At 68.4% G+C, this 22,301-nt stretch carries 21 protein-coding genes; 13 read left to right on the top strand and 8 right to left on the bottom strand.

Features of this window, described 5'->3' with window-relative positions:
- Positions 1 to 2 precede the first annotated feature (2 nt).
- Positions 3 to 1,016 carry an Hsp33 family molecular chaperone HslO gene (hslO, locus tag PXD02_RS13460; RefSeq protein ID WP_275104351.1) on the bottom strand — a complete coding sequence of 338 codons (1,014 nt, stop codon included), beginning with the start codon at positions 1,014 to 1,016 and terminating at the stop codon, positions 3 to 5.
- 144 nt (positions 1,017 to 1,160) lie between these two features.
- Between hslO and PXD02_RS13455 the strand changes: the two genes are divergently transcribed.
- On the top strand, positions 1,161 to 1,604 hold the full coding sequence (locus PXD02_RS13455) for an NUDIX hydrolase (RefSeq protein WP_275104350.1): 444 nt from the start codon (positions 1,161 to 1,163) through the stop codon (positions 1,602 to 1,604).
- Positions 1,605 to 1,619: 15 nt separating this feature from the next.
- On the opposite strand, the gene PXD02_RS13450 is transcribed toward PXD02_RS13455, so the two are convergent.
- Positions 1,620 to 2,921, bottom strand: a complete 1,302-nt coding sequence (locus PXD02_RS13450) for a PP2C family protein-serine/threonine phosphatase (RefSeq protein ID WP_275104349.1) — start codon at positions 2,919 to 2,921, stop codon at positions 1,620 to 1,622.
- Between the two features lie 61 nt (positions 2,922 to 2,982).
- A complete protein-coding gene (gene ilvA, locus PXD02_RS13445) occupies positions 2,983 to 4,242 on the bottom strand; it encodes a threonine ammonia-lyase IlvA (RefSeq protein WP_275104348.1) in 1,260 nt (419 codons plus the stop codon).
- A 113-nt stretch (positions 4,243 to 4,355) separates the two neighbouring features.
- Between ilvA and PXD02_RS13440 the strand changes: the two genes are divergently transcribed.
- From PXD02_RS13440 to PXD02_RS13430, 3 genes are all read left to right on the top strand, one after another.
- Positions 4,356 to 5,582, top strand: coding sequence for an argininosuccinate synthase (locus tag PXD02_RS13440; protein WP_275104347.1), 1,227 nt, complete (start codon positions 4,356 to 4,358; stop codon positions 5,580 to 5,582).
- Positions 5,583 to 5,681: 99 nt separating this feature from the next.
- Positions 5,682 to 6,218 (top strand): molybdopterin adenylyltransferase, encoded by a 537-nt coding sequence (gene mog / locus PXD02_RS13435; protein WP_275104346.1) that lies wholly within the window; start codon positions 5,682 to 5,684, stop codon positions 6,216 to 6,218.
- A gap of 5 nt (positions 6,219 to 6,223) precedes the next feature.
- Entirely contained in the window at positions 6,224 to 7,027 is an 804-nt protein-coding gene (locus PXD02_RS13430; RefSeq protein ID WP_275104345.1) for a uracil-DNA glycosylase, read from the top strand.
- An 18-nt stretch (positions 7,028 to 7,045) separates the two neighbouring features.
- Here PXD02_RS13430 and PXD02_RS13425 read toward each other — a convergent pair whose 3' ends face one another.
- Both PXD02_RS13425 and PXD02_RS13420 read right to left on the bottom strand, forming a co-directional pair.
- On the bottom strand, positions 7,046 to 7,762 hold the full coding sequence (locus tag PXD02_RS13425; RefSeq protein WP_275104344.1) for an LrgB family protein: 717 nt from the start codon (positions 7,760 to 7,762) through the stop codon (positions 7,046 to 7,048).
- Positions 7,755 to 8,135, bottom strand: coding sequence for a CidA/LrgA family protein (locus PXD02_RS13420; protein WP_275104343.1), 381 nt, complete (start codon positions 8,133 to 8,135; stop codon positions 7,755 to 7,757). Before PXD02_RS13420 ends, PXD02_RS13425 begins: the two co-directional genes overlap by 8 nt.
- A 129-nt stretch (positions 8,136 to 8,264) precedes the next feature.
- Here PXD02_RS13420 and PXD02_RS13415 point away from each other — a divergent pair, with 129 nt between their 5' ends.
- The 4 genes from PXD02_RS13415 (at position 8,265) to PXD02_RS13400 (ending at position 14,227) form a co-directional block, all read left to right on the top strand.
- Positions 8,265 to 11,717: a chromosome segregation SMC family protein gene (locus PXD02_RS13415; protein WP_275104342.1), complete on the top strand. Its 3,453-nt coding sequence runs from the start codon at positions 8,265 to 8,267 to the stop codon at positions 11,715 to 11,717.
- Positions 11,718 to 11,766: 49 nt separating this feature from the next.
- Positions 11,767 to 12,222: a RidA family protein gene (locus PXD02_RS13410; RefSeq protein WP_275104341.1), complete on the top strand. Its 456-nt coding sequence runs from the start codon at positions 11,767 to 11,769 to the stop codon at positions 12,220 to 12,222.
- On the top strand, positions 12,222 to 12,983 hold the full coding sequence (locus tag PXD02_RS13405; RefSeq protein ID WP_275104340.1) for a glycerophosphodiester phosphodiesterase family protein: 762 nt from the start codon (positions 12,222 to 12,224) through the stop codon (positions 12,981 to 12,983). The genes PXD02_RS13410 and PXD02_RS13405 overlap by 1 nt, the downstream gene beginning before the upstream one ends.
- Before the next feature lie 116 nt (positions 12,984 to 13,099).
- Entirely contained in the window at positions 13,100 to 14,227 is a 1,128-nt protein-coding gene (locus PXD02_RS13400; protein ID WP_275104339.1) for a GNAT family N-acetyltransferase, read from the top strand.
- A 28-nt stretch (positions 14,228 to 14,255) separates the two neighbouring features.
- Here PXD02_RS13400 and PXD02_RS13395 read toward each other — a convergent pair whose 3' ends face one another.
- Entirely contained in the window at positions 14,256 to 14,741 is a 486-nt protein-coding gene (locus PXD02_RS13395; protein ID WP_275104338.1) for a peroxiredoxin, read from the bottom strand.
- A gap of 88 nt (positions 14,742 to 14,829) precedes the next feature.
- Here PXD02_RS13395 and PXD02_RS13390 point away from each other — a divergent pair, with 88 nt between their 5' ends.
- The 3 genes from PXD02_RS13390 to copM all read left to right on the top strand — a co-directional run bounded on the left by PXD02_RS13390 (position 14,830) and on the right by copM (position 17,147).
- Positions 14,830 to 16,044: an NAD(P)/FAD-dependent oxidoreductase gene (locus tag PXD02_RS13390; protein ID WP_275106429.1), complete on the top strand. Its 1,215-nt coding sequence runs from the start codon at positions 14,830 to 14,832 to the stop codon at positions 16,042 to 16,044.
- Between the two features lie 70 nt (positions 16,045 to 16,114).
- On the top strand, positions 16,115 to 16,681 hold the full coding sequence (gene rsmD, locus PXD02_RS13385) for a 16S rRNA (guanine(966)-N(2))-methyltransferase RsmD (RefSeq protein ID WP_275104337.1): 567 nt from the start codon (positions 16,115 to 16,117) through the stop codon (positions 16,679 to 16,681).
- Positions 16,682 to 16,784: 103 nt separating this feature from the next.
- The gene (gene copM, locus PXD02_RS13380) at positions 16,785 to 17,147 is read left to right on the top strand and encodes a CopM family metallochaperone (protein WP_275104336.1); all 363 of its coding nucleotides are present in this window, start codon (positions 16,785 to 16,787) and stop codon (positions 17,145 to 17,147) included.
- 132 nt (positions 17,148 to 17,279) lie between these two features.
- Here copM and PXD02_RS13375 read toward each other — a convergent pair whose 3' ends face one another.
- On the bottom strand, positions 17,280 to 18,452 hold the full coding sequence (locus PXD02_RS13375; RefSeq protein WP_275104335.1) for a pyridoxal-phosphate-dependent aminotransferase family protein: 1,173 nt from the start codon (positions 18,450 to 18,452) through the stop codon (positions 17,280 to 17,282).
- A 141-nt stretch (positions 18,453 to 18,593) separates the two neighbouring features.
- Between PXD02_RS13375 and PXD02_RS13370 the strand changes: the two genes are divergently transcribed.
- A complete protein-coding gene (locus PXD02_RS13370; RefSeq protein WP_275106428.1) occupies positions 18,594 to 20,351 on the top strand; it encodes an ABC transporter ATP-binding protein in 1,758 nt (585 codons plus the stop codon).
- The gene (ygfZ, locus tag PXD02_RS13365) at positions 20,348 to 21,067 is read left to right on the top strand and encodes a CAF17-like 4Fe-4S cluster assembly/insertion protein YgfZ (RefSeq protein WP_275104334.1); all 720 of its coding nucleotides are present in this window, start codon (positions 20,348 to 20,350) and stop codon (positions 21,065 to 21,067) included. Before PXD02_RS13370 ends, ygfZ begins: the two co-directional genes overlap by 4 nt.
- A 50-nt stretch (positions 21,068 to 21,117) precedes the next feature.
- Here ygfZ and PXD02_RS13360 read toward each other — a convergent pair whose 3' ends face one another.
- A complete protein-coding gene (locus PXD02_RS13360) occupies positions 21,118 to 22,185 on the bottom strand; it encodes a glycosyltransferase 61 family protein (protein ID WP_275104333.1) in 1,068 nt (355 codons plus the stop codon).
- Positions 22,186 to 22,301 lie beyond the last annotated feature (116 nt).

Raw genomic sequence — 22,301 nt, 5'->3', positions numbered from 1 at the left:
AATCACTCGGCCGCCCTGTCGGACAGGGGCTGGCCGTCGGCGTCCACCGTCGCCTCGAAGCCCAGGCTGTGCGGGTCGAATTCGTAATGCGCCCCGCAGAACTGGCAATCGGCGGTGACGATGCCGGCGTCGGTCGTCATATGGGCGATGTCCTTGGCGGAATAGATCGACAGCGTGTTGCGCACCCGGTCCGCCGTGCAGGAACAGCCGAATTCCACGCGCTGCGTATCGAAGACGCGCGGTTCTTCCTCGTGGAACAGGCGCAGCAACAGGTCGGTCGGCCCGACCGTTGGGCCGATCAGCTCCAGAACCTCGACGGTGTCCAGCAGCAGGTTGGCGCGGTTCCAATCCTCGGATTCGGCGCCTTGCAGGATGTCGGCGGCCTCGATCAGCCCGCCTTCGCCGCTGCCGCCCTCGCCCTGCATGGGTTTGGCGGGCAGGGTTTGCAGCATCACCCCGCCCGCCCGCCAATGGCTGTCCTGCCCCGACAGGCGCGATGCCCCGCTGGCAAGCTGGAACCGGGTCGGCAACTGTTCGGACTGCGCGAAATAGGTCTGGGCGCAGGCCGGCAGCGATCCGCCCGCCAGCGGCGTGATCCCCTGGTAGGGCAGCGTGCCTTCGCCCTGGTCGATCAGCACGGCGAAATAGCCCTCGCCGATCTGCTGGAAGGGGGGGCGGTCGTCCAGCCTGGCGTCATCGAAGCTGGCCCAGGCGCGGATGCGGGCCGGGGCGCCGTCCCGTTCGGGGGCGTAATAGTCGGCGGCCAGCGTGCGGATGGCGCCGTTGCCGCGCACCTGAAGGCTGAGCTTCCAGCGCAGCTTGACGGTCGGTCCGATCAGGGCGGCCAGCAGCGCCAGTTCGGCCACCAGGGCGCCCACCGGGGCGGGATAGTCGTGGCGCGTCAGGATGTGGTCCAGCACCCCGTCCAGCCGGGCGACGCGGCCGCGAATGTCCGAACGGTCCAGCTGGAACGGCAGGATCGTGTCGTCCCACGCGATCTGGTTGATCTTGCTCATGCGGTGATTCCTGAAAATCCTGGGCAGGCCCGCGCAAGGCGGGCCAGGTCGCGCCCAATATAGGATGTTTGCGCGCAATCCCAAGGGGGTGGCTTTTGCGCCGCGCCGGGTTGCGCTAGACAGGCGCCAGCGACCGGAGTTCCCATGATCCCCCGATACGGCCATGTCCCCCGCCCCGGACGGCGGCACCGTCTGCGCCCCGGCGCCTATGCCCTGCTGATCCGCGACGGGCGGCTGCTGCTGACGCATCAGGCCGGGCCGGAACCGGAATACCAGCTGCCGGGCGGCGGCATCGACCCCGGCGAAACCGGCCTGCGCGCGCTGCACCGCGAGGTGTTCGAGGAAACCGGCTGGACCATGGGCGGCGCGCGCAGGCTTGGCGCCTATCGCCGTTTCGCTTTCATGCCGGACTATGGCTGGTGGGCCGAAAAGCTGTGCCATGTCTGGGTGGCGCGCCCGATCCTGCGCCTGTCCGCCCCGACCGAGCCGCATCACAGCGCGCACTGGGCCAGCCCGCGCGCCGCGATGGGCCTGCTGGCCGATCCGGGCGCGCGGGCGTTCCTGGCGCGGTTCGGGCACCTGGCCTAGCGTCCGACACCCGGCCTAGCGGCGGGGCAGGGGCATCGTTTCGGCCGGGGCAAGGTATTCGATCAGCACCGCCGACATGTCGTCCTGCCGTTCGCCCCGGCAATATTCCGACACCGACCAGGCCATGGATTCCAGGAATACATGGCCCCCCAGGAAGGCGTTGGTGCGCAGGATCGCCTCGACCCCGTCATCGCCCAGCAGGCGGCCCGCCGGGTTCGTCGCCTCGGTGATGCCGTCCGAACAGATCAGCAGCCGGTCGCCGGGTTCCAGGATCACCTCGATCTCGCCGAAGATAGGCTTTTCGAAGACGCCGATGGGCATCCCGCCATTGCCCAGGGGCAGGACGGTGCCGTCGGCGCGTTGCAGCACCGGATGGGGATGGCCCGCCTGGACCATGCGCAGCCTGCCCGTCGCGTGATTGAGATCGGCATAGATCATCGTGTAATAGGTGTCGGTCGCCATCTCCTCCAGCATCATGTTGTTGAAGAAATGCGCCAGCGCCGCCGGGCTGACCGCGTCGGTCCCGGTCTGGGCCGCGCGCAGCGCGACGTTCTGATCGGGCGATCCCGACAGGTGCACCGACAGCTGCGCGGTCAGCAGCGCGGCCGTCACCCCGTGGCCCGACACGTCCAGCGCATAGATGCCCACGCGTTCGGGGCTAATCGGAAAGAACCCCACCAGATCCCCGCCGATATGGCCCGCCGGGCGCAGCAGCAGCGACAGCTGGATCTGCCCGAAGCGCCCCGACCGCTGCTTGACCAGGCCCTGTTGCAGCTTGCGCGCCTCGGTCAGGTCGCGGTCGATGGCGGCCTGGGTTTCGCGCAGCTTGTCAAGCGCCGACCGAAGCTGGGCGTTGCTGGCGCGCAGATCCTCCTCGACCCGCAGGATGCGTTCGCCGGCGGCCAGGCGGGCCAGCAGATCCTGTTGCGTGACCGGCTTGGCCAGGAAATCGTCGGCCCCGGCCTCCAGCCCGCGGGCGATATCCTCGTGATCCTGGGCCGAGGTGAGCAGCACGAAATAGCCATAGTTGCGGCGTTCCCCGGCCCGGAAGGCCCGGCACAGATCCAGCCCCGATTCCGGTCCCGCCCGGCCCGGAATCGACCAGTCGGACAGGATCATGTCGGGTTCGCTGCGCTGGCACAGGTGCAGCGCATCGGCGACCGAGGCGGCCTCCATCACCTCGTATCGGGCGCGGCGAAGCTGGATGGCGAAGATGCGCCGTTGCGCGGAACTGGCGCTGACGATCAGCACCCGCCGCATCAGCCGGGCGCCGGAGGGTGGGGCAGGGGACGGGATCCGGTGATTCGCAAGTGTCATGACCAAGGTGATAACCCCTCGGCGGTAAAGGCCCGGTTAAGCGCGGATCGTCACGGGCAGGTCAGACCAGCAGCTCGGCCAGGATCTCGTCATTGGTGATGTCGCGATAGACGAAGCCGGCATGATCCAGCCGCGCCTTCAGCGTGGTCAGGTTCTGCGGGGCCGAGGTTTCGATGCCGATCAGGATCGACCCGAAGTTGCGCGCCGATTTCTTGAGATATTCGAACCGCGCCACGTCGTCGTCCGGACCCAGCAGTTCCAGGAAATCGCGCAGCGCGCCGGGCCGCTGCGGCAGGCGCAGGACAAAATATTTCTTCACACCCGCAAAACGTTGCGCGCGTTCCTTGACCTCGGGCAGGCGTTCGAAGTCGAAATTGCCGCCCGAACAGACGCAGACCACGCGCTTGCCCGTCAGGTCGCCCAAGTCGCCCAGCACGTCGATGGCCAGCGCGCCCGCCGGTTCCAGCACCACGCCTTCGGTATTCAGCATCTCCAGCATGGTGATGCAGATCCGGTCCTCGGGCGCCAGATGCACGTCCTGCGGGCTGAACCGGCGCAACGCCTCGAAGGGCAGGGCGCCGATGCGGGCCACGGCGGCGCCGTCGACGAAATTGTCCACCGCAGGCAGCGCGACCGGCGCGCCCTGTTGCAGCGCCGCTTGCAGGCTGGCCCCGCCCAGCGGCTCGGCAAAGGCGACGCGCGTGTCGGGCGCCATCTCGGCGAAATAGCGCGTCACTCCGGCGGCCAGCCCGCCGCCGCCCACCGGCAGCACCACCAGGTCGGGCGCGCCGCCCGCCTGTTCCAGGATTTCCAGGCCGACGGTCGCCTGGCCCTCGATCACATCGGCCGAATCGAAGGGCGCCAGGAACTGCGCGTCCTGTTCGGCGGCAAAGGCCTGGGACGCGGCCAGAGTCTGGTCGAAATAGTCGCCCGTCAGCACGATCTCGATCGCGTCGCCGCCGAAGACCTTGGTCTTGTCGATCTTCTGCCGGGGCGTGGTCACCGGCATGAAGATCGTGCCCCTGGCCCCGAAATGGCGGCAGGCATAGGCCACCCCCTGCGCGTGATTGCCCGCGCTGGCGCAGACGAAATGCGCGTTCCCCGCGGCCCCCCCCGTCACCCGCTTGCGCATGGCGTTGAAGGCGCCGCGCAGCTTGTAGCTGCGCACGGGGGTCAGATCCTCGCGCTTGAGCCAGATCTCGGCCCCGAACCGGGCCGACAGGTGGTCGTTGCGCTGAAGCGGCGTCGGTTCGAACAGGTCGCGGATCGCGGCTTCGGCGTTGCGGACCAGATCGGCGAAGAGGGGGGCGGCGTTTTCCATGCGCCTGCGCATGACGCGAAAGCGCGGCTTTTGCAAGGGGATGGGCGCGCGGCCCTTGTGACAACGCGCCGACTGGCTTATTGCCCCGGAAACTTTGCCGAAGGGTTAACCGCATGTCTGACGCGCCGAAAAAAGTCGTCCTTGCCTATTCGGGCGGGCTGGACACCTCGATCATCCTCAAGTGGTTGCAGACCGAATACGGCTGCGAGGTGATCACTTTCACCGCCGACCTGGGCCAGGGCGAGGAACTGGAACCGGCGCGCGCCAAGGCCGAACTGCTGGGGATCACGCCGGAAAACATCCATATCGAAGACCTGCGCGAGGAATTCGTGCGCGACTTCGTCTTCCCGATGTTCCGCGCCAATGCGGTCTATGAGGGGCTGTATCTGCTGGGCACCTCGATCGCGCGGCCGCTGATCTCGAAGCGGTTGGTCGAACTGGCGCACCGGCATGGCGCCGACGCGGTGGCCCATGGCGCGACCGGCAAGGGCAACGACCAGGTGCGGTTCGAACTGTCGGCCTATGCGCTGGATCCGTCGATCAAGGTGATCGCGCCCTGGCGGCTGTGGGATCTGACCAGCCGCACCAAGCTGATCGAATTCGCGGAAGCCAACCAGATCCCCATCGCCAAGGACAAGCGCGGCGAGGCGCCCTTCAGCGTGGACGCGAACCTGCTGCACACCAGCAGCGAGGGCAAGGCCCTGGAAAACCCCGCCGAACCCGCGCCGGATTACGTCTATCAGCGCACCGTGAACCCCGAGGATGCGCCGGATGCGCCGGAATTTGTGGAAATCACCTTCGAACGCGGCGATGCGGTGGCGATCAACGGTCAGGCGCTGTCCCCCGCCACGATCCTGACCCGGCTGAACGAGCTTGGCGGCAAGCACGGCATCGGGCGGCTGGATTTCGTGGAAAACCGCTTCGTCGGCATGAAGTCGCGCGGCATCTATGAAACGCCCGGCGGCACGATCCTGCTGGAGGCCCATCGCGGCATCGAACAGATCACGCTGGACAGCGGCTCGGGGCATCTCAAGGACAGCCTGATGCCGCGCTATGCGGAACTGATCTATAACGGCTTCTGGTTCAGCCCCGAACGCGAGATGCTGCAAGCCCTGATCGACAAGTCGCAGGAACATGTCAGCGGCACGGTGCGGCTGAAGCTCTACAAGGGCCTTGCCACCTGCGTCGGCCGCTGGTCGGACCAGTCGCTGTATTCGGAAGCGCATGTGACCTTCGAGGACGACGCCGGCGCCTATGACCAGAAGGACGCGGCGGGCTTCATCCGGCTGAACGCGCTGCGTCTGAAGCTGGTCGCGAACCGGAACGCGCGGGTGAAGTAAGCGCCCCCTGCACGGACCGAAGGCCGCGACATCGCCCGCGGCCTTTTCTTTTGCGCGGGCCTGCCCCACAGTGGCCCGACCCCCTGAAAGGCCCGCGCCATGACCGACCGACCCGCCCGCATCGCCATCGTCACCGTCAGCGACCGCGCTGCGCGCGGCGAATACGAGGACAAGGGCGGCCCCGGCGCCGAGACCTGGCTGAAGGGTGTGGTGACCTCGCCCATGGAGATCACCCGCACCATCATCCCCGACGGGCGAGAGGGCGTGGCCGCGACCCTGCGCGAACTGGTCGAAGGGGGCGCGGACCTGATCCTCGTCACCGGCGGCACCGGCCCCGCCCCGCGCGACCAGACGGCCGAGGCGGTGGCGGACGTGGCCGAAAAGGAACTGCCCGGCTTCGGCGAGGAAATGCGCCGCGCCTCGCTGGCCGAGGTGCCGACCGCGATCCTGTCGCGCCAGACGGCGGTGATCCGGGACGCGACGCTGATCATCACGCTGCCGGGCAAGCCGGGGGCGATTGCGACCTGCCTGAACGCGGTGTTCGCGGCGGTTCCCTATTGCTTGGATCTGATCGGCGCGGCGCGGATGGAGACGGATGCGGGGAAGGTGAAGGCGTTTCGTCCGGGGAATGGGTGAAGCGCATGACGTTGGATGACCCTTGGCCCCAGGGGCCGCGCGCGCTGAAGAACGCCGATGCGATCAAGATGCGCCACGCACTGCGCGCTGACCCTCATATCGCCCCCTTGGCGAGTTATGTTGACGCCTTGCGTGCCGAGAACCGAGGCTATGTGCCGGATTTCGATCCTATGGATGGGGGTATCGATGCAGAAATCCTGTTCCTGTTTGAAAAGCCTGGCCCGAAAACGGATCCTGCAAATGGCGGGTCGGGATTCATCTCGCGAGACAATGATGATCCGAGTGCGGAAGCAACATACCGGTTCACGGAACTGGCGCAGGTTCCCCGACGCGCAAGCGTGATCTGGAATACAATTCCGTGGTGGAATGGAACGACGAAGGTAAGCCCTCTTGAGTGTAGCGAGGGGATGTTGCGTTTGAGTGAGTTGTTGAGAATGCTCCCTTACCTGCGTTCGGTGGTGTTGGTTGGCAATAATGCCAAAAAAGCACGCAGCGTTGTCGAGTCTACCGGAGTGCAGGTATTCGAATCCGCGCATCCATCCGCACGGGTTCGTGGTGCCAATCGCAGGCTTTGGGACCAGATACCTCACCAGTGGCGGCGGGCCTATCAAGCCTGCCATACAAAATTTGTCTATACCGCAGACAGCAACCTGTCTGTCGAAGCGAAGCTCTCAGAGGATGCGACAAGCCAGCAAACCTTGTTGGAGCGCGTGCGGGCAGCGCAGGCACGGTATGAAGCTGCCCTTGCAGAATACGAAGCTGCCTGGGCTGAACTCAGACAGTTTCAAGGCGAAGGTGATGAACAATAAGACGGACTGTTTGATCGCTCACCCCAGCCACCCCACCACAATCGGCGCGATCACCGCCGTCAGCACCGCGTTCAACCCCATCCCGATGCCCGAGAACGCGCCCGCCATCTCGTTCACCTGAAACGCCCGCGCGGTGCCGATCCCGTGCGCCGCCACGCCCACGGCGAAGCCTCTCGCCCGCCAGTCCCTCACCCGCAGCATGTTCAGCAAAGGCGTCACCACCACGGCCCCGAAGATCCCCGTCAGCAACACCAGGGCGGCGGTCAGCGTGGGCTGGCCTCCGATCCGTTCGGCGATGCCGATGGCGACGGGGGCGGTGGTGGACTTGGGCGCCAGCGAGGCCAGCACCGGACCCGAAATCCCGAAGGCGCGGGCGATCAGCAGGGCCGACACCACCGCCATCCCGGACCCCACGAACAGCCCCGCCAGCATCGGCCAGAAGGCGCGGCGTACGCGGGGCAGGTTGTCGTAAAGCGGCAGCGCCAGGCAGACCGTCGCGGGGCCCAGCATGAAATGGACGAATTGCGCGCCCTCGAAATAGGTCGCGTAACCGGTGCCCGTCGCGCCCAGCAGCACCGCCAGCAAGATCACCGCGATCAGCACCGGGTTGGCCCAGCTTTGCCGCCCCGCCGCGCGGAAGCAGGCGTCGCCGATCACATAGGCCACCAGCGTCGCGGTCAGCCACAGCAGCGGACCCTCGGCCAGATAGGACCAGATCAGCAGCGGGTCAGTCATCGCGGCCCCCTCTCAGCGCGTCGGGATCGGTCGAGCGGGTCCATCGCGCCACCGCCTCGAAGGCCAGCGCGCCCGCCGCGATCGCCAGCACCGTCGAGCCCATGATCGCCAGGGCCAGCCCGATCCCGTGTTCGCGCAGCACCGGCAGATGCGCCACCACGCCGACGCCCGCCGGGACGAAGAACAGCGACAGATGCGACAGCAGCCCCTGCGCGGTGGGACGCAGCCGGTCGGCCAGGGCGGGGCGCAGCACGCAGGCGGCGACCAGCAGGCACAGTCCCACCACCGGGCCGGGCAGCGGCAGGTCCAGGGCGCGAGACAGGATCTCTCCGGCAAGCTGGAAGGCCAGAATCAGGGACAGGGCGGCGATCATGCCCCGATCCTAGCGGAAATCGCCCCGCCAGCCAGACGCATCTTGTGGAAACTGTATCGCGCCGCGCCAGATATAGTTGACTTGGGCGCCCGTGTTGGGACAATCCCCGGTGGAACGAAAGGAACCCGCTTGCGCTTCGACCGGCTGCGACTGAACGGCTTCAAAAGCTTCGTGGACCCGACCGACCTGGTCATCCGCGAGGGGCTGACCGGCGTGGTCGGCCCGAACGGCTGCGGCAAGTCCAACCTGCTGGAAGCCTTGCGGTGGGTGATGGGCGAGAACCGTCCCACCGCCATGCGCGGCGAGGGGATGGAGGACGTGATCTTCGCCGGAACCTCGCGCCGGTCGGCCCGCGCCCATGCCGAGGTGGTGCTGACGGTCGACAACCGCGCCCGGCTGGCGCCCGCCGGTTTCAACGACGAGGACAGCTTCGACATCGTGCGCCGGATCACGCGGGACGCGGGGTCGGCCTATAAGATCGCCGGCAAGGACGTGCGGGCGCGCGACGTGCAGATGCTGTTCGCGGACGCCTCGACCGGGGCGCATTCGCCGGCCTTGGTGCGGCAGGGGCAGATCAGCGAATTGATCAGCGCCAAGCCGCGTTCCCGCCGCCGGATCCTGGAGGAAGCGGCGGGGATCAGCGGGCTTTACCAGCGGCGCCATGAGGCCGAGCTGAAGCTGAACGGGGCCGAGGCGAACCTGACGCGGGTGGACGATACGCTGGACCAGCTGTCCACCCAAGCCGCCAGCCTTGCCCGGCAGGCCCGTGCCGCCGCGCGATACCGAGAGATCGGCGCGGCGCTGCGCGCGGCCGAGGGCGCGCTGCTCTATCGCCGCTGGTCCGAGGCCGAGGCGGCGCGGCTGGCCGCCGCCGAGGCGCTGGCCGGGGCGATCCGCGAGGCGGGCGCCGCCGAGGCCGCCTCGCGCGAGGCATCGGCCCGGCGGGAAGCAACTGATGCCGCGCTGCCCGATCTTCGCGAGGAGGAACAGGTCGCCGCCGCCATCCTGTCGCGCATCGTCGTCGAACGCGAGGCCCTGGACGAGGCCGATGCCCGCGCCGCCCAGGCCATCGCCGGGCTGCAAGCCCGCGCGGCCCAGCTTGCCCGCGACATCGAACGAGAGGAATCGCTGAACCGCGACGCGGGAGAGGTCGTGGAACGGCTGGCCTGGGAAAGGGCCGAACTGGACAAGGCCGGGCAGGGCCATGACGCCCGCCTTGACGCCGCCGCCCATGCCGCGGACGAGGCCGCCGAGGCGCTGCGAGAGATCGAGGCGCGGCTGGCGGAACTGACCGACGAGGCGGCCCGCCTTGCCGCGCGCCACCAGTCGGCGGAACGGCTGGTCGCGGATTTGCGCGCCATGCTGGACCGATCCGACCGCGCCGCCGCCGAGGCGCAGGCCAATGCCGACCGCGCGGCCGAGGCCGGGGCGGCCGCCGAAGAGGCGCTTGCTGGGGCCGAACAGGCGCAGGACGCCGCCGCCGCCCGCGCCGAGGCCGCCGAGGATGCGCTTGCCGGGGCCGAAGCGGCGCGGGCCGAGGCTGAAACCCTGGAAGCTGCCGCCCGCATCGCGCGGGCCGAGGCCGAGGGCGAATCCAGCGCCCTGGCCGCCGAGATGGCCGCGCTGCGCAAGCTGGTGGAACGCGGCGGTTCCGGGGGCAGGGCGATCCTGGATCAGGTGACGGTCGCCAAGGGCCATGAGGTCGCCTTCGGCGCGGCCTTTGGCGATGATCTGCGCGCGGGCCTTGCGGCGGATGGCGAAAGCGGCTGGCATCTGCTGGCGGGTTGGGACGATCCGCAGCCCTTGCCGGATGGCGCCGCGCCGCTGGCCCCGCATGTCGCGGGTCCGGGCGTCCTGGCGCGCAGGCTGTCTCAGGTGGGACTGGTCGCGGACGCCGCACGGGGCGCGGCGATGCAGCCCGCCTTGCGGCCCGGTCAGCGGCTGGTGACGCCTGCGGGCGATCTGTTCCGCTGGGACGGGATGCGGGTGATGGCGGGCGAGGCGTCCTCGGCCGCGGCGCTGCATCTGCAAAAGGTGAACCGGCTGGCGGAACTGGCCGATCAGGCCGCGAGCGCCGAAGCCCGGTCCGCCCATGCCGTCGAACGGCACGAGGAGGCCCGCGCGGCCCTGGCCGATGCGACCGCCGTCGAGAAATCCGCCCGCGATGCCCGCCGCGAGGCCGAGCGGCGGTTGTCCGACGCCGCGCGCGCGCTGACGCGGGCGGAATCCGACCTCTCGATGGCGCGCAGCCGGGCCGAGGCGGCGGCGGCGGAACTGGCGCGGCACCGGGCCGATGCGGGCGAGGCGCGCGGGCGGCTGGCGCAGGCCGAGGCTGCCTTGGCCGAGCTGCCCGATCGCGGCGATGCGGCCCTGGCCCTCGAACACGCCCGCACCGGGGTCGAGGCCGCGCGGATCGCTACCATGGCCCGCCGCGCCGCCCTGGACGAATTGAAGCGCGATGCCAATGCCCGCACCAAGCGCCTGCAAGAGATCGCCAAGGAGGAATCCGGCTGGACCCTGCGGCTGCAACAGGCGGGCACCCGCGCCTCGGAACTGACCGCGCGGCGCGATGCCGCGATGGCCGAACTGGCGGATGCCGAGGCCCAGCCCGCCCTGCTGGCCGGACGCCGCGCCAGCCTGCGGGACCGCGAGGATGACGCGCAGGCCCGCCTGTCCACCGCCCGCGACGCGCTGTCGGCGGCCGAGGACGCCGCCCGCGCCGCCGCCCATGCCGAGAGAGAGGCCGAGCGGCTGGCCTCGGAGGCGCGAGAGGCCCGCGCCATGCGCGAGGCCCGCACCGAGGCGGCCCGCGACGCCGAGGCCGCCGCCCGGATCCGCATCCTCGAAGAGGCCGAGACCACGCCGCAGATGCTGCTGGACTCGCTGGGAACGACGGCGACGGAAACGCCCGCCGCCGTGCTGGAGGACCAGATCGCCCGGTTGCGCACGCAGCGCGACGGCCTGGGCGCCGTGAACCTGCGCGCCGACGACGACAAGCGGGAACTTGAGGCCGAACGCGACCGCCTGGCCGCCGAAAAGGCCGATCTGGAAGAGGCGATCCGCAAGCTGCGCGCCGGCATCGGCAGCCTGAACCGCGAGGGCCGCGAACGGCTGCTGGCGGCCTTCGACACGGTGAACGCGAATTTCACCACCCTGTTCACCACCCTGTTCGGCGGCGGCGAGGCGCGGCTGGTGCTGGTCGAATCCGACGATCCGCTGGACGCCGGGCTGGAAATCCTGTGCCAGCCGCCGGGCAAGAAGCTCTCGACCCTGTCGCTGCTGTCGGGGGGCGAGCAGACCCTGACCGCGATGGCGCTGATCTTCGCCGTCTTCCTGGCCAATCCCGCGCCGATCTGCGTTCTGGACGAGGTCGACGCGCCGCTGGACGACGCCAATGTCAGCCGCTTCTGCGACCTGCTGGACGAGATGACGCGCCGCACCGACACGCGCTTCCTGATCATCACCCACCATGCCGTCACGATGTCGCGGATGGACCGGCTGTTCGGCGTCACCATGGTCGAACAGGGCGTCAGCCAGCTTGTCAGCGTGGATCTGAAACGCGCCGAGGCTCTGGTCGCGTGACCGGGGGCGGGTTAGGCTGCGCCGCGAATCCGCAAGCAAGGAGACCGCGATGAGCATCGAAGCCACCCTGGCCCAGAAGGGCATCACCCTTCCCGCAGCGCCCGCGCCCGCCGCGAATTATGTGCCCTTCGTGCAGTCGGGCAACCTGATCTTCGTCTCGGGCCAGATCAGCCAGGACGACAATGGGCTGATCAAGGGCCGCCTGGGCGACGGCATGTCGGTCGAGGACGGCGCCGCCGCCGCGCGCCGCTGCGGGCTGTCGCTGATCGCGCAGTTGAAGGCCGCCGTAGGTGATCTGGACCGGGTGCGCCGGGTGGTGAAGCTGACCGGCTTCGTGAACTCGACCGCCGATTTCACCGACCAGCCCAAGGTCGTCAACGGCTGTTCCGACCTGATGGTCGAGGTCTTCGGCGATGCCGGCCGCCACGCCCGCGCCGCCGTATCCGCCCCCGCGCTGCCTTTGGGCGTCGCGGTCGAGATCGAAGCGGTGTTCGAGGTCGCCTGATGGCGCTGCCCGCAGCCTTGCCCGCCGCATTCCTGGCCCTGCCCATCGCCCATCGCGGCCTGCACGGCCCCGCCGTTCCCGAAAACAGTCTGGCCGCCGCGCGGGCCGCCATCGACGCGGGCTATGCGATCGAACTGGATATCCAGCCCGCCGGGGCCGAGGCCGTGGTCTTCCACGACTATGACCTGCGCCGCCTGACGGGGCGGGACGGGTTCGTCTCGGCGCTCGATCCGGCTTCGCTTGCCGGGCTGCGCCTGCTTGGCAGCGACCAGTCGGTCCCGACCCTGCGACAGTTCCTGGACCTGGTCGCGGGCCGGGTGCCCCTGCTGATCGAGATCAAGGACCAGGACATGCGCCTGGGTCCGCAGATCGGCGAGCTGCACCGGCGCGTGGCCGGGGAATTGCAGGGTTATGACGGCCCCGTCGCGGTCATGTCCTTCAACCCGCATGTGGTCGAGGCCTTCCATCGGATCGCCCCCGACATCCCGGTCGGCCTGACGACCTGCGGCTTTGACGCGGACGACTGGCCGGGCATCGCCCCGGACACCCTGCGCCGCATGGCCGATATCGAGGATTTCGACCGCTGCGGCGCCTGCTTCATTTCCCATGACAAGGCCGACCTGGCCAATCCGCGCGTCGACGCGCTGAAGGCCCTGGGCGTGCCGATCCTGTCCTGGACCATCCGCAGCCCCGAGGAGGAGGCCTTGGCCCGCCATGTCGCGGACAACATCACCTTCGAAGGCTATCGGGCGGCGCTCTAAGGGGGACTTCGCGTCCCCCCATCCACCTGCGGGATATTGGGGCCAAAGTGAAAGACCCATCGCAATGTGAAGCGGTGCCCCCTGACAAAGCCGCCCGCAGCGCATAGCTTGCCCGCATGAACACGCTGACGCTGACCACCCATTCCTCCATCGCCGCGATTCCCGCCGCCACCTGGGACGGGCTGGGCGACGGCAATCCCTTCACCGCGCATCGCTTCCTGCTGGCGCTTGAAGACTCCGGCTCGGTCGGGCGCGGGACCGGCTGGCAGCCGCTGCATGTCACGCTGGAGGAGGGCGGCACGGTGGTCGCCGCCGCGCCGCTTTACGCCAAGTCCCACAGCCAGGGCGAATACATCTTCGATCACGCCTGGGCCGAGGCCTATACCCGCGCGGGCGGCAGCTATTATCCGAAATTGCAGGCCGCCGTGCCCTTTACCCCGGTGACCGGCGCGCGGCTGCTGGCGCGGGATCCGGCCATGCGCCGGTCGCTGCTGGCCGGGATGACGCGGGTCGCCGAACGCGGCGGGGCGTCGGGCGTCCATGTCACCTTCTGCACCGAGGCCGAGGCGCAGGCGGGGGCCGAGAGCGGCTTCCTGCCCCGCGTGACCCAGCAGTTCCACTGGCTGAACCGGGGCTATGGCAGCTATGACGATTTCCTGGGCGCGCTGTCCTCGCGCAAGCGCAAGGATCTGCGCAAGGAACGCGCAAAGGCGCAGGCGTTCGGCGGCACCATCCGGCATCTGACCGGGGATGATCTGAAGCCGCATCACTGGGATGCCTTCTGGGCCTTCTACCAGGACACCGGCAGCCGCAAATGGGGCCGGCCCTATCTGACGCGCGGCTTCTTCGACTGCCTTCAGCAGACCATGCGCGACGACATCCTGCTGGTCCTGGCCGAACGCGACGGGCGACCCATTGCCGGAGCGCTCAACTTCCTGGGGCCCGATGCGATCTATGGCCGCTATTGGGGCTGTGTCGAGGATCACCCCTTCCTGCATTTCGAACTCTGCTATCACCAGGCCATCGACATGGCCATCGCGCGCGGGCTTTCGCGGGTCGAGGCCGGGGCGCAGGGCGAACACAAGCTGGCGCGGGGCTACGAGCCCGTCGCCACCCATTCGCTGCACTGGGTCGCCGACGAAGGCTTCCTGCGCGCCTTGGCCGAGTACCTGGGCCGCGAACGCGACGCGATGGGCGCCGAGATCGACGCCCTGGCGGATTTCACCCCGTTCCGAAAGGGCTAGACCGGCAGTCGCCCGTCGGTCACCGTGATCAGGCCTTTTCCAGCAGGGCCTCGCCTGCGCTGACGCTGCACTGGCCGGGGCTGTCCTCGATCTCGATCACCTCGAAGACGCCGTCTTTCAGCAGGGCGGCGAACCGCTTGCTGCGGCCGAAAAGCCCGGCCGGGGGCGCGTCGAAATCCAGGCCCAGGGCCTTGGTCAGGCTGCCGTCGGCATCGGCCAGAACCTCGATCCCGGCCGCGTCGGCGCCGGTGGACTTGGCCCAGGCATCGGCCACGAAGGGGTCGTTCACGGTCAGGCAGACGATCCGGTCCACGCCCTTGCCGCGAAAGGCGTCGGAGTTGCGCACGAAGCTGGGCATATGCGCGTTGGTGCAGGTGCCGGTGAAGGCGCCCGGCACGCCGAACAGCGCGACGCGGCCCTGGGACAGATCTGCGGTGTCCACGGCCTCGGGGCCATTGGCGCCGACGCGCAGCAGCTTGCCCGCGGGCAGCTTGTCTCCGACGGTGATGGTCATGATGTCCTCCTGAATTGCAACGGATTCGCGGCGACTATAGGGTGCGTTCCCAGGACAGGCCAGCGGGCCGCAAGGGGCAGGGATGGCCATGAGGATCGTGATCGTCGGGGCAGGGCAGGCGGCGGCGTCCATGGCGGCGCGGCTGCGGGCCAAGGGGCATGACGGCGAGATCGTGGTGATCGGCGCCGAGCCCGCCGCCCCCTATCAGCGCCCGCCGCTGTCCAAGGCCTATCTGCTGGGGCAGATGGGGCAGGATCGGCTGGTGCTTCGGGGGGACGACTGGTGGCGGGATCAGCGCATCGCCCTGCGGCTTGGTGAAACCGCAAAGGCCCTCGACGCCGCGCGCCGGGTGGTGGTGACCGACCGGGGCGAGGTGACCTATGACGCCCTGGCCCTGACCACCGGCGCCCATGCCCGCCGCCTGCCCGCCGCCATGGGGGGCGATCTGCCCGGCGTCCATGTGATCCGCACCCTGGCCGACGTGGATGCCCTGGCGCCGCAGATGCGGCCGGGCCGCCGCCTGATCGTCATCGGCGGCGGCTATATCGGGCTGGAGGCCGCAGCCGTCGCCCGCAAGCTGGATCTGTCCGTCACGCTGATCGAGGCCGCGCCCCGCATCCTGGGCCGGGTCGCCGTGGCCGAGACGGCGGACATGATCCGCACCCTGCATCTGGCGCATGGGGTGCGGATCCTGGAAGGCACCGGCATTTCCCGCATCACCGGCAGCGATCGGGCGACCGGCGTGGCGCTGACCGACGGGCGCGACCTGCCCGCCCACCTGCCTGCCGACCTCATCGTCACCGGCATCGGCGTGCTGCCGGAAACGGATCTGGCGCAGACCGCCGGGCTGGTGCTGGACAACGGCATCGCCACCGACGCGCTTGGCCGCAGCTCGGACCCGGCGATCTGGGCGGCGGGCGATTGCGCCAGCTTTCCCTGGCAGGGCGGCCGCCTGCGGCTGGAAAGCGTCGGCAACGCCATCGACATGGCCGAGGCCGTGGCCGACAACATCCTGGGCGCGAACACGCCCTATCACCCGAAACCCTGGTTCTGGTCCGACCAGTTCGACGCCAAGCTGCAGATCGCGGGCCTGGGCATCGGCCATGACCGGATCGTCACGCGGGCGGGCGATGGCCAGCACGGCGGGTCCGTCTGGTATTTCCGTGAAAAGCGCCTGATCGCCGTCGATGCGCTGAACGACGCCCGCGCCTACATGATCGGCAAGCGCCTGATCGAGGCGGGCCGCAGCCCCGACCCCGAGGCGATCCCCACCACGCCGGACCTCAAGGCCCTGCTCGCATGACCGTTCTTCTTCATTCAAATATCCTGGGGGGCACGGGGGGCAAAGCCCCCCGCCATCGCGGGACGCAAGCATGAGGATCGTCGGCGGCAGCCTGCGCGGCCTCAAACTGGCCGAGATCGGCGCGGGCGATGCAGCCGCCCATCTGCGCCCGACGACCGACCGCGTGCGCGAATCGATCTTCAACCTGCTGGTCAACGGCACCCACGGCAACCCGATCCCCGGCGCGCGGGTGCTGGACCTGTTCGCGGGCACCGGCGCCCTGGGGCTGGAGGCGCTGTCGCGCGGCGCCGCCCAGGCGAGTTTCGTCGATGACGGCGCCAGGGCGCAGGCGCTGATCCGCAGCAATGTCGCCAAGGCGCGGATGGAGGGCGCGGCCGCGCTGCTGCGGCAGGACGCGGCGCGGCTGGCCGCCAACCGCGATGTCCCCTTCGATCTGGTCTTCATGGATCCGCCCTATGCGCAGGGGCTGGGGGAACGCGCCATCGCCTCGGCCCTGGCGGGCGGCTGGCTGGCCCCCGGCGCGGTGGTGGTGTGGGAGGAAAGCCGCCCGCCGGTCATAGCCGCTCCGCTGGTCCAGATCGACCAGCGGCGCTATGGCGACACGCTGGTGACGCTGGCGCGCCTGACCAAGCCGTGAGACTGGGACATGAGGCAGCGGTGCCGGGGAAGTGAAGACCCCCTGCTTTCGTCCCGCCGCGATTTGCGCCAGCCTGCGGGGGCACATCGCGAAGGAGCTTTCGATGACCGCGTCCATCCGCCGGGGCCTTGGCCTGTCCCCGATCCTGTTCGCCCTGGCCTGGGGCGCCTATGCCCAGGACGATCATGCGGGCCACGCCGCGCAGGACGGCGCCGCGACCGCCTATCAGTCGGCAATGGAAAAGATGCACAGCGACATGCCGATGGAATCGACCGGCGATGCGGATGCCGATTTCGTGCGCGGCATGATCCCGCATCACCAGGGCGCCATCGACATGGCCAGGGTCGTTCTGGAACACGGTGACGACCCCGAGATCCGCCAGCTGGCCGAGGAGGTCATCGCCACGCAGGAAGCCGAGATCGAGATGATGCGCGCCTGGCTGACGGCGCATGGGCACGCCGAATAGGCGGAGGTTCATCCCGCACCGCCTTCCGTGGTCATGGGATGGCGCCGCCTTTGAGTGGCGCCGTCGCTTCGCGGACGGGGGAAACACATTGTGTTTCCTGATCCCTGCCGGCAGCCGACGCGGCTTTTCACGTCACGCCGGTTCCGCCAGCACCCGCGCGGCGGCGTCAAGCCCCCCCGGCCCGTGCGGGATGCCAAGCGCCGCCATGCCCGCCTGCATCGCGCCAAGCGCCGCCAGGATCATCGCGGCATTGGCGTGGCCCATATGCGCCACCCGCAGGGCGTTTTCCGGCTGCTCGGCGCCCAGGCCGATGCCCAGCGTCACCCCGCACTGCGCCGCCGTCCAGGCGCGCAGCGCATCCGCCCCGGGCAGCCCCATCGCCGTCACGGATGAGGCGCGCGACATCGGATCCTCGACGGACAGCCGGATCCCCGTGCCGCCCTCGCCCCAAGCGTCCGCTGCGGCCCAGACGGCGCGGGCCAGGGCCGCGTGGCGCGCCCAGACGGCGAACAGCCCCTCCTCGTCCAGGATCATCCGCAGCGCCTCGTCCAGGGCGAAGATCTGCTGGACCGGAGGCGTGCCGCCCCAGAACCGCCACAGCGCCTCGGCCCCGGCGCGGGCGTGCCAGTCCCAATAGGGCGTCGTCAGGCCGGTGCGCCCGCGCGCGGCGGTCTTGTCGGAATACCACAGGAAGCAGGTGCCGGGCGGGCACATCATGCCCTTCTGGCTGGCCGAGATCAGCACGTCCACGCCCCAGTCGTCCATCATCATCGGCGCGCAGCCCAGGGACGCGATGGCATCCACGGCCAGCAGCGCCGGATGATCGCCCATGGCGTCGCGCAGGGCCGGAATATCGGCCATCACCCCGGTCGCGGTGTCGATCTGGCAGACCATCACCGCCTTGATGGCGCCCGCCCTGTCCTCGGCCAGCCGGGATGCCAGCCGGTCGGGATCGGCAGGCAGGCTGCCGAAATCCAGCCGCTCCACCGCGACGCCCATCTGTTCCATCTGCTGCGCCCAGGACCGCCCGAAATGGCCCGAACACAGCGCCAGGGCCTGGTCGCCGGGGTTGAAGAGGTTGGCGCCCGCGGCCTCCCAGGCGGCATGGCCGTTGCCGATATAGGGGGCCAGATGCGCCTGGGTGCCCGCCAGCCGCTTCAACTGCGCCATCACGGCCAGGTTCAGATCCGCCATCTCGTCGCCATAGATGTCCGGCGAGGCGCGATGGGCGGCGCGCAGCACCCGGTCCGGCAGGGGCGAGGGGCCGGGAATGGCGATCACGGGGCGACCAGCGGCAAGGCTCATGGCGTTCATCTGTCCTTCACATCCTGCAAAATCGCTAGTCCCCGCGCGGGCGAAGGTCAACGCCCCTTGCCGCCTTGCCGCCTTGCCGCCACGGTGCGGGTCGGGCTAAGGCTGGGTCCAGCCCCGGACCAGAAGGCGCGCCTGCCCGTGACCCCATCCCCGACCCATCCCAGTGCCACCCGCCTGCTGCGCCGGTTCTGGGCCGACTATCTGCGCATCCATCGCGGCCCGATGGCCGGGGCCTTCCTGCTGATGACGGCGGAGGGGTCCACGCTGGCGCTGATCTCGTGGATGCTGAAGCCGCTGTTCGACCGGGTTTTCGTGGGCCGCGAGGAAAGCGCGATCTGGTGGGTCGGCGGGGCGATCATGGCCATCTTCCTGCTGCGCGCGGTGACGCTGATCGCCAGCCGGTCGCTGCTGTCGCGCATCTCGCTGGGGATCTCCACGACGATGCAGCGCGACCTGCTGGCCCATATCATGACCTTGGACGGGCGGTTCTTCCAGCAGAACCCCCCCGGCGCGATGATCGAGCGGATCCAGGGCGACACCATCGCCGTGCAGGGCGTCTGGGCGACGCTGATCACAAGCGCCACGCGGGACGCGATCTCGCTGGTGATGCTGTTCGCGGTGGCGGTCAGCATCGACCCGCAATGGACGCTGGCCGCGCTGATCGGCGCGCCGATCCTCATCCTGCCCGCCGCCATGGTGCAGCGCTATATCCGCCGCAAGGTGCGCCAGAACCGCGCCAATGCCAGCGCCCGCGCCACCCGCCTGGACGAGGTGATGCACGGCATCGCCTCCATCAAGCTGAACCGGGCCGAGGCCGACCAGACCCGCCGCTTCGCCGAGATCGTGGCCCGCATCCGCCAAGCCGAGGTCAAGGTCGCCGCGATGGGCAGCCTGGTCCCCGCCCTGACCGACATCGTGACCGGCATCGGCTTCGTCGCCGTCCTGGCCTTGGGCGGGCGCGAGGTGATGGAGGGCCAGCGCAGCATCGGCGACTTCATGTCCTTCTTCACCGCCCTTGCCCTGGCCTTCCAGCCGATGCGCAGGCTGGGCGGGCTGGCGGGCACCTGGCAGACCGCCGCCGCCAGCCTTGAACGGATCTATCAGGTGCTGGACACCCGCCCGCGCATCCTGTCGGGCACGCGCGTCCAGCTGCCCGCCGATACCGGGATCCGGTTCCGGGACGTGTGGCTGTCCTATGACGACAATCCGGTCCTGCGCGGCCTGGACTTCACCGCCGAGGCGGGCCGGACCACCGCGCTTGTCGGGCCGTCCGGGGCGGGCAAGTCCACGGTCTTCAACCTGCTGACCCGGATGGTCGATCCCGACCGGGGCGGCGTGACGCTGGGCGGCGTTCCGGTGCGGGATTTCGACCTGGGGGTGCTGCGCGACCAGTTCTCGACCGTGGCGCAGGATTCGGCGCTGTTCGACGAAACGCTGCGCGACAATATCCTGATGGGGCGCCCCGGCGCGGACGACGCGGCGCTGCGGCGCGCGATGCAGGCGGCCCATGTCAGCGATTTCGTCGCCGCCCTGCCGGGCGGGCTGGACAGCCGCGCCGGGCCGCGCGGATCGGCCCTATCGGGCGGGCAGCGCCAGCGGATCGCCATCGCCCGCGCCATCCTGCGCGACGCGCCCGTGCTGCTGCTGGACGAGGCGACAAGCGCGCTGGATACCGCCAGCGAACGGCTGGTCCAGGAGGCGCTGGAAACCCTGTCGCAGGGGCGGACGACGCTGGTCATCGCGCACCGGCTGTCGACCATCCGCGACGCCGACAAGATCGTCGTGATCGAACAGGGCAGGGTTGTCGAACAGGGCAGCCATGCCCAGTTGATCGCTCAGGGCGGCGCCTATGCCCGCCTTGTCGCCCTCCAATTCGGAGAACGCCAATGACCCGCCAGATCATCCGCCTGACCGGAGAGGACCGCGTCCCCTTCCTGCAAGGGCTGGTCAGCAACGACGTGACCCGCGCGCCCTGCTGGGCCGCGCTGCTGACGCCGCAGGGCAAGTATCTGGCCGATTTCCTGATCGTGCCGGATGGCGACTCGCTGCTGATCGACGTGGACGCGCGGCTGGCCGACGACCTGATGCGGCGTCTGTCGATGTACAGGCTGCGATCCAGGGTGGCGCTGGAGGCGACCGGCATGACCGTCGCGCGAGGCACCGGCCCGGCACCGGAGGGCGCGATCCCCGACCCCCGGCATCCCGCGCTTGGCTGGCGGCTGTATGGCGGAACGGGCGACGACGGCACCGATTTCGACGCCATCCGCGTCCAGCATACTATCCCCGAAACCCTGGTCGAGCTGATCCCGAACGAGACCTTCATCCTGGAAGCCGGATTCGAGCGCCTGCACGGCGTCGATTTCCGCAAGGGCTGCTATGTCGGGCAAGAAGTGACGGCCCGCATGAAGCACAAGACCGAATTGCGCAAAGGCCTGGTCCGTCTGCGGATCGAAGGCGAGGCCCCGGTGGGCACGCCGATTGCCGCCGAGGGGCGCGAGGTCGGCACCCTGTTCACCCAGTCGGGCGGCCATGCCCTGGCCCATGTGCGGTTCGACCGCATCGGCCCTGACATGCAGGCGGGCGCGGCGCGGCTGTTTGCGGAATGACCTTGCGGATTAGGCAAAAGCTATTTTTCTGAGGAATAGAAAGCGGCCGATCAAGAAGCTGCCATGGCAGTCTCTACCAAGTCGATGGTCCGCATGAGATCCCCTGTATTCTGGACATAGCCGCCTTCTACCCTGTCTGCAACCGTATAACCGTAATGGTGACCCATGGCGTTAGCATAGATGCGGCCTAGGGCATTGAAATGATCGGCAGGCTGTATAACGATCAGTCCTGCGCCTTCACGAAGCGAAAGCAGCGTGTGGCAGACAGCCGAACCCTCAATCGCTATAGCTATTTTAGAGTTGGAAAGGATGGCCGCTATTTCGCGAGCGGTTGATTGTGTCGGATCTAGAACGGAAAAGTTCTTCTGCCTCAAAGTCTCGATGATTTCAGCTTCATTGCGAAGTTCCCGAGATCCAGCCATCCGCCTTCTGATAAAAACGCCTTGCCTTGCCTTTGTGGCAGGCAGGCCTGAAACAACCTTGTCCCGCAACTGATGGAGCCGCGACACGCGATGAGAATTCAGGTGGCGGTCATCGGCAATCCAGATTGACCTGAAAAAGACTGCTTTCGTGAGCAGAGGCTGACTGAGATCGGCCAAATCTCGATACTCGGCAACATGGGTCCATTTCGACAAATCTGCCATGACAGGGCGAAGGCCGATGTTTTTGGCTAACTGTTCTTGCGGGCTTGCATCGTGGATCCAGTGCCCAAAATATTTCTCTATATGCCTGGAGGAAATGTATAAACCGTCTTCTATTTCCTCAATGTGGTCTGTGTAAGGAAGCAGCTCTCGCCGTGCTCCGGGCCTTCTGACAAATCTGCGGCTGCTGTAAAATCCCGAAGGAGTCAGTAGAACGTCTTTATATCGGTACAACTTTGTCGGGCCATTTTCAATAATTGTCCCATAAAGATTGGATTCCTGCTGCTGCCGGTTGGAAGCCGAGGTGAAGCCACATATCTTCTCTGCCTGATTGGGTAGCTCTATGGTCTTTTTCAAATGCAAAGGTTGAGCAGGAGCTAAGGTTTGCTGCTCGACAGCTTCGTCTATGAGTATATTACGTTGCGTCAAAGCAGACACACGTGAGGACCAAGGACGAAATCGAACCGCAAAGTCCATGACTTATCACCGAAAAGATTTTGACGGAAAGAATGCTATGCCGGATAGGAAGCTAAGTCCAGCTTCCTGCTGGCGTCGCAAGCAGTCGGCCTTTTCGGATTAGGCAGTGCCGTTTG

The organism is Paracoccus sp. S3-43 (assembly GCF_029027965.1).
GTDB lineage: Bacteria > Pseudomonadota > Alphaproteobacteria > Rhodobacterales > Rhodobacteraceae > Paracoccus.
This window is presented reverse-complemented; position numbering and strand designations above follow the sequence as displayed.

Bases quoted from the DNA above. Each gene is read 5' to 3' on its own strand.
- PXD02_RS13360 (WP_275104333.1), bottom strand. From the start codon at position 22,185: ATGGACTTTGCGGTTCGATTTCGTCCTTGGTCCTCACGTGTGTCTGCT.
- PXD02_RS13450 (WP_275104349.1), bottom strand. From the start codon at position 2,921: ATGACACTTGCGAATCACCGGATCCCGTCCCCTGCCCCACCCTCCGGC.
- rsmD (WP_275104337.1), top strand. From the start codon at position 16,115: ATGAGGATCGTCGGCGGCAGCCTGCGCGGCCTCAAACTGGCCGAGATC.
- PXD02_RS13395 (WP_275104338.1), bottom strand. From the start codon at position 14,741: ATGACCATCACCGTCGGAGACAAGCTGCCCGCGGGCAAGCTGCTGCGC.
- PXD02_RS13375 (WP_275104335.1), bottom strand. From the start codon at position 18,452: ATGAGCCTTGCCGCTGGTCGCCCCGTGATCGCCATTCCCGGCCCCTCG.
- PXD02_RS13425 (WP_275104344.1), bottom strand. From the start codon at position 7,762: ATGACTGACCCGCTGCTGATCTGGTCCTATCTGGCCGAGGGTCCGCTG.
- PXD02_RS13440 (WP_275104347.1), top strand. From the start codon at position 4,356: ATGTCTGACGCGCCGAAAAAAGTCGTCCTTGCCTATTCGGGCGGGCTG.
- mog (WP_275104346.1), top strand. From the start codon at position 5,682: ATGACCGACCGACCCGCCCGCATCGCCATCGTCACCGTCAGCGACCGC.
- ygfZ (WP_275104334.1), top strand. From the start codon at position 20,348: ATGACCCGCCAGATCATCCGCCTGACCGGAGAGGACCGCGTCCCCTTC.
- hslO (WP_275104351.1), bottom strand. From the start codon at position 1,016: ATGAGCAAGATCAACCAGATCGCGTGGGACGACACGATCCTGCCGTTC.
- PXD02_RS13400 (WP_275104339.1), top strand. From the start codon at position 13,100: ATGAACACGCTGACGCTGACCACCCATTCCTCCATCGCCGCGATTCCC.
- copM (WP_275104336.1), top strand. From the start codon at position 16,785: ATGACCGCGTCCATCCGCCGGGGCCTTGGCCTGTCCCCGATCCTGTTC.
- PXD02_RS13455 (WP_275104350.1), top strand. From the start codon at position 1,161: ATGATCCCCCGATACGGCCATGTCCCCCGCCCCGGACGGCGGCACCGT.
- PXD02_RS13405 (WP_275104340.1), top strand. From the start codon at position 12,222: ATGGCGCTGCCCGCAGCCTTGCCCGCCGCATTCCTGGCCCTGCCCATC.
- ilvA (WP_275104348.1), bottom strand. From the start codon at position 4,242: ATGGAAAACGCCGCCCCCCTCTTCGCCGATCTGGTCCGCAACGCCGAA.
- PXD02_RS13430 (WP_275104345.1), top strand. From the start codon at position 6,224: ATGACGTTGGATGACCCTTGGCCCCAGGGGCCGCGCGCGCTGAAGAAC.
- PXD02_RS13420 (WP_275104343.1), bottom strand. From the start codon at position 8,135: ATGATCGCCGCCCTGTCCCTGATTCTGGCCTTCCAGCTTGCCGGAGAG.
- PXD02_RS13410 (WP_275104341.1), top strand. From the start codon at position 11,767: ATGAGCATCGAAGCCACCCTGGCCCAGAAGGGCATCACCCTTCCCGCA.
- PXD02_RS13390 (WP_275106429.1), top strand. From the start codon at position 14,830: ATGAGGATCGTGATCGTCGGGGCAGGGCAGGCGGCGGCGTCCATGGCG.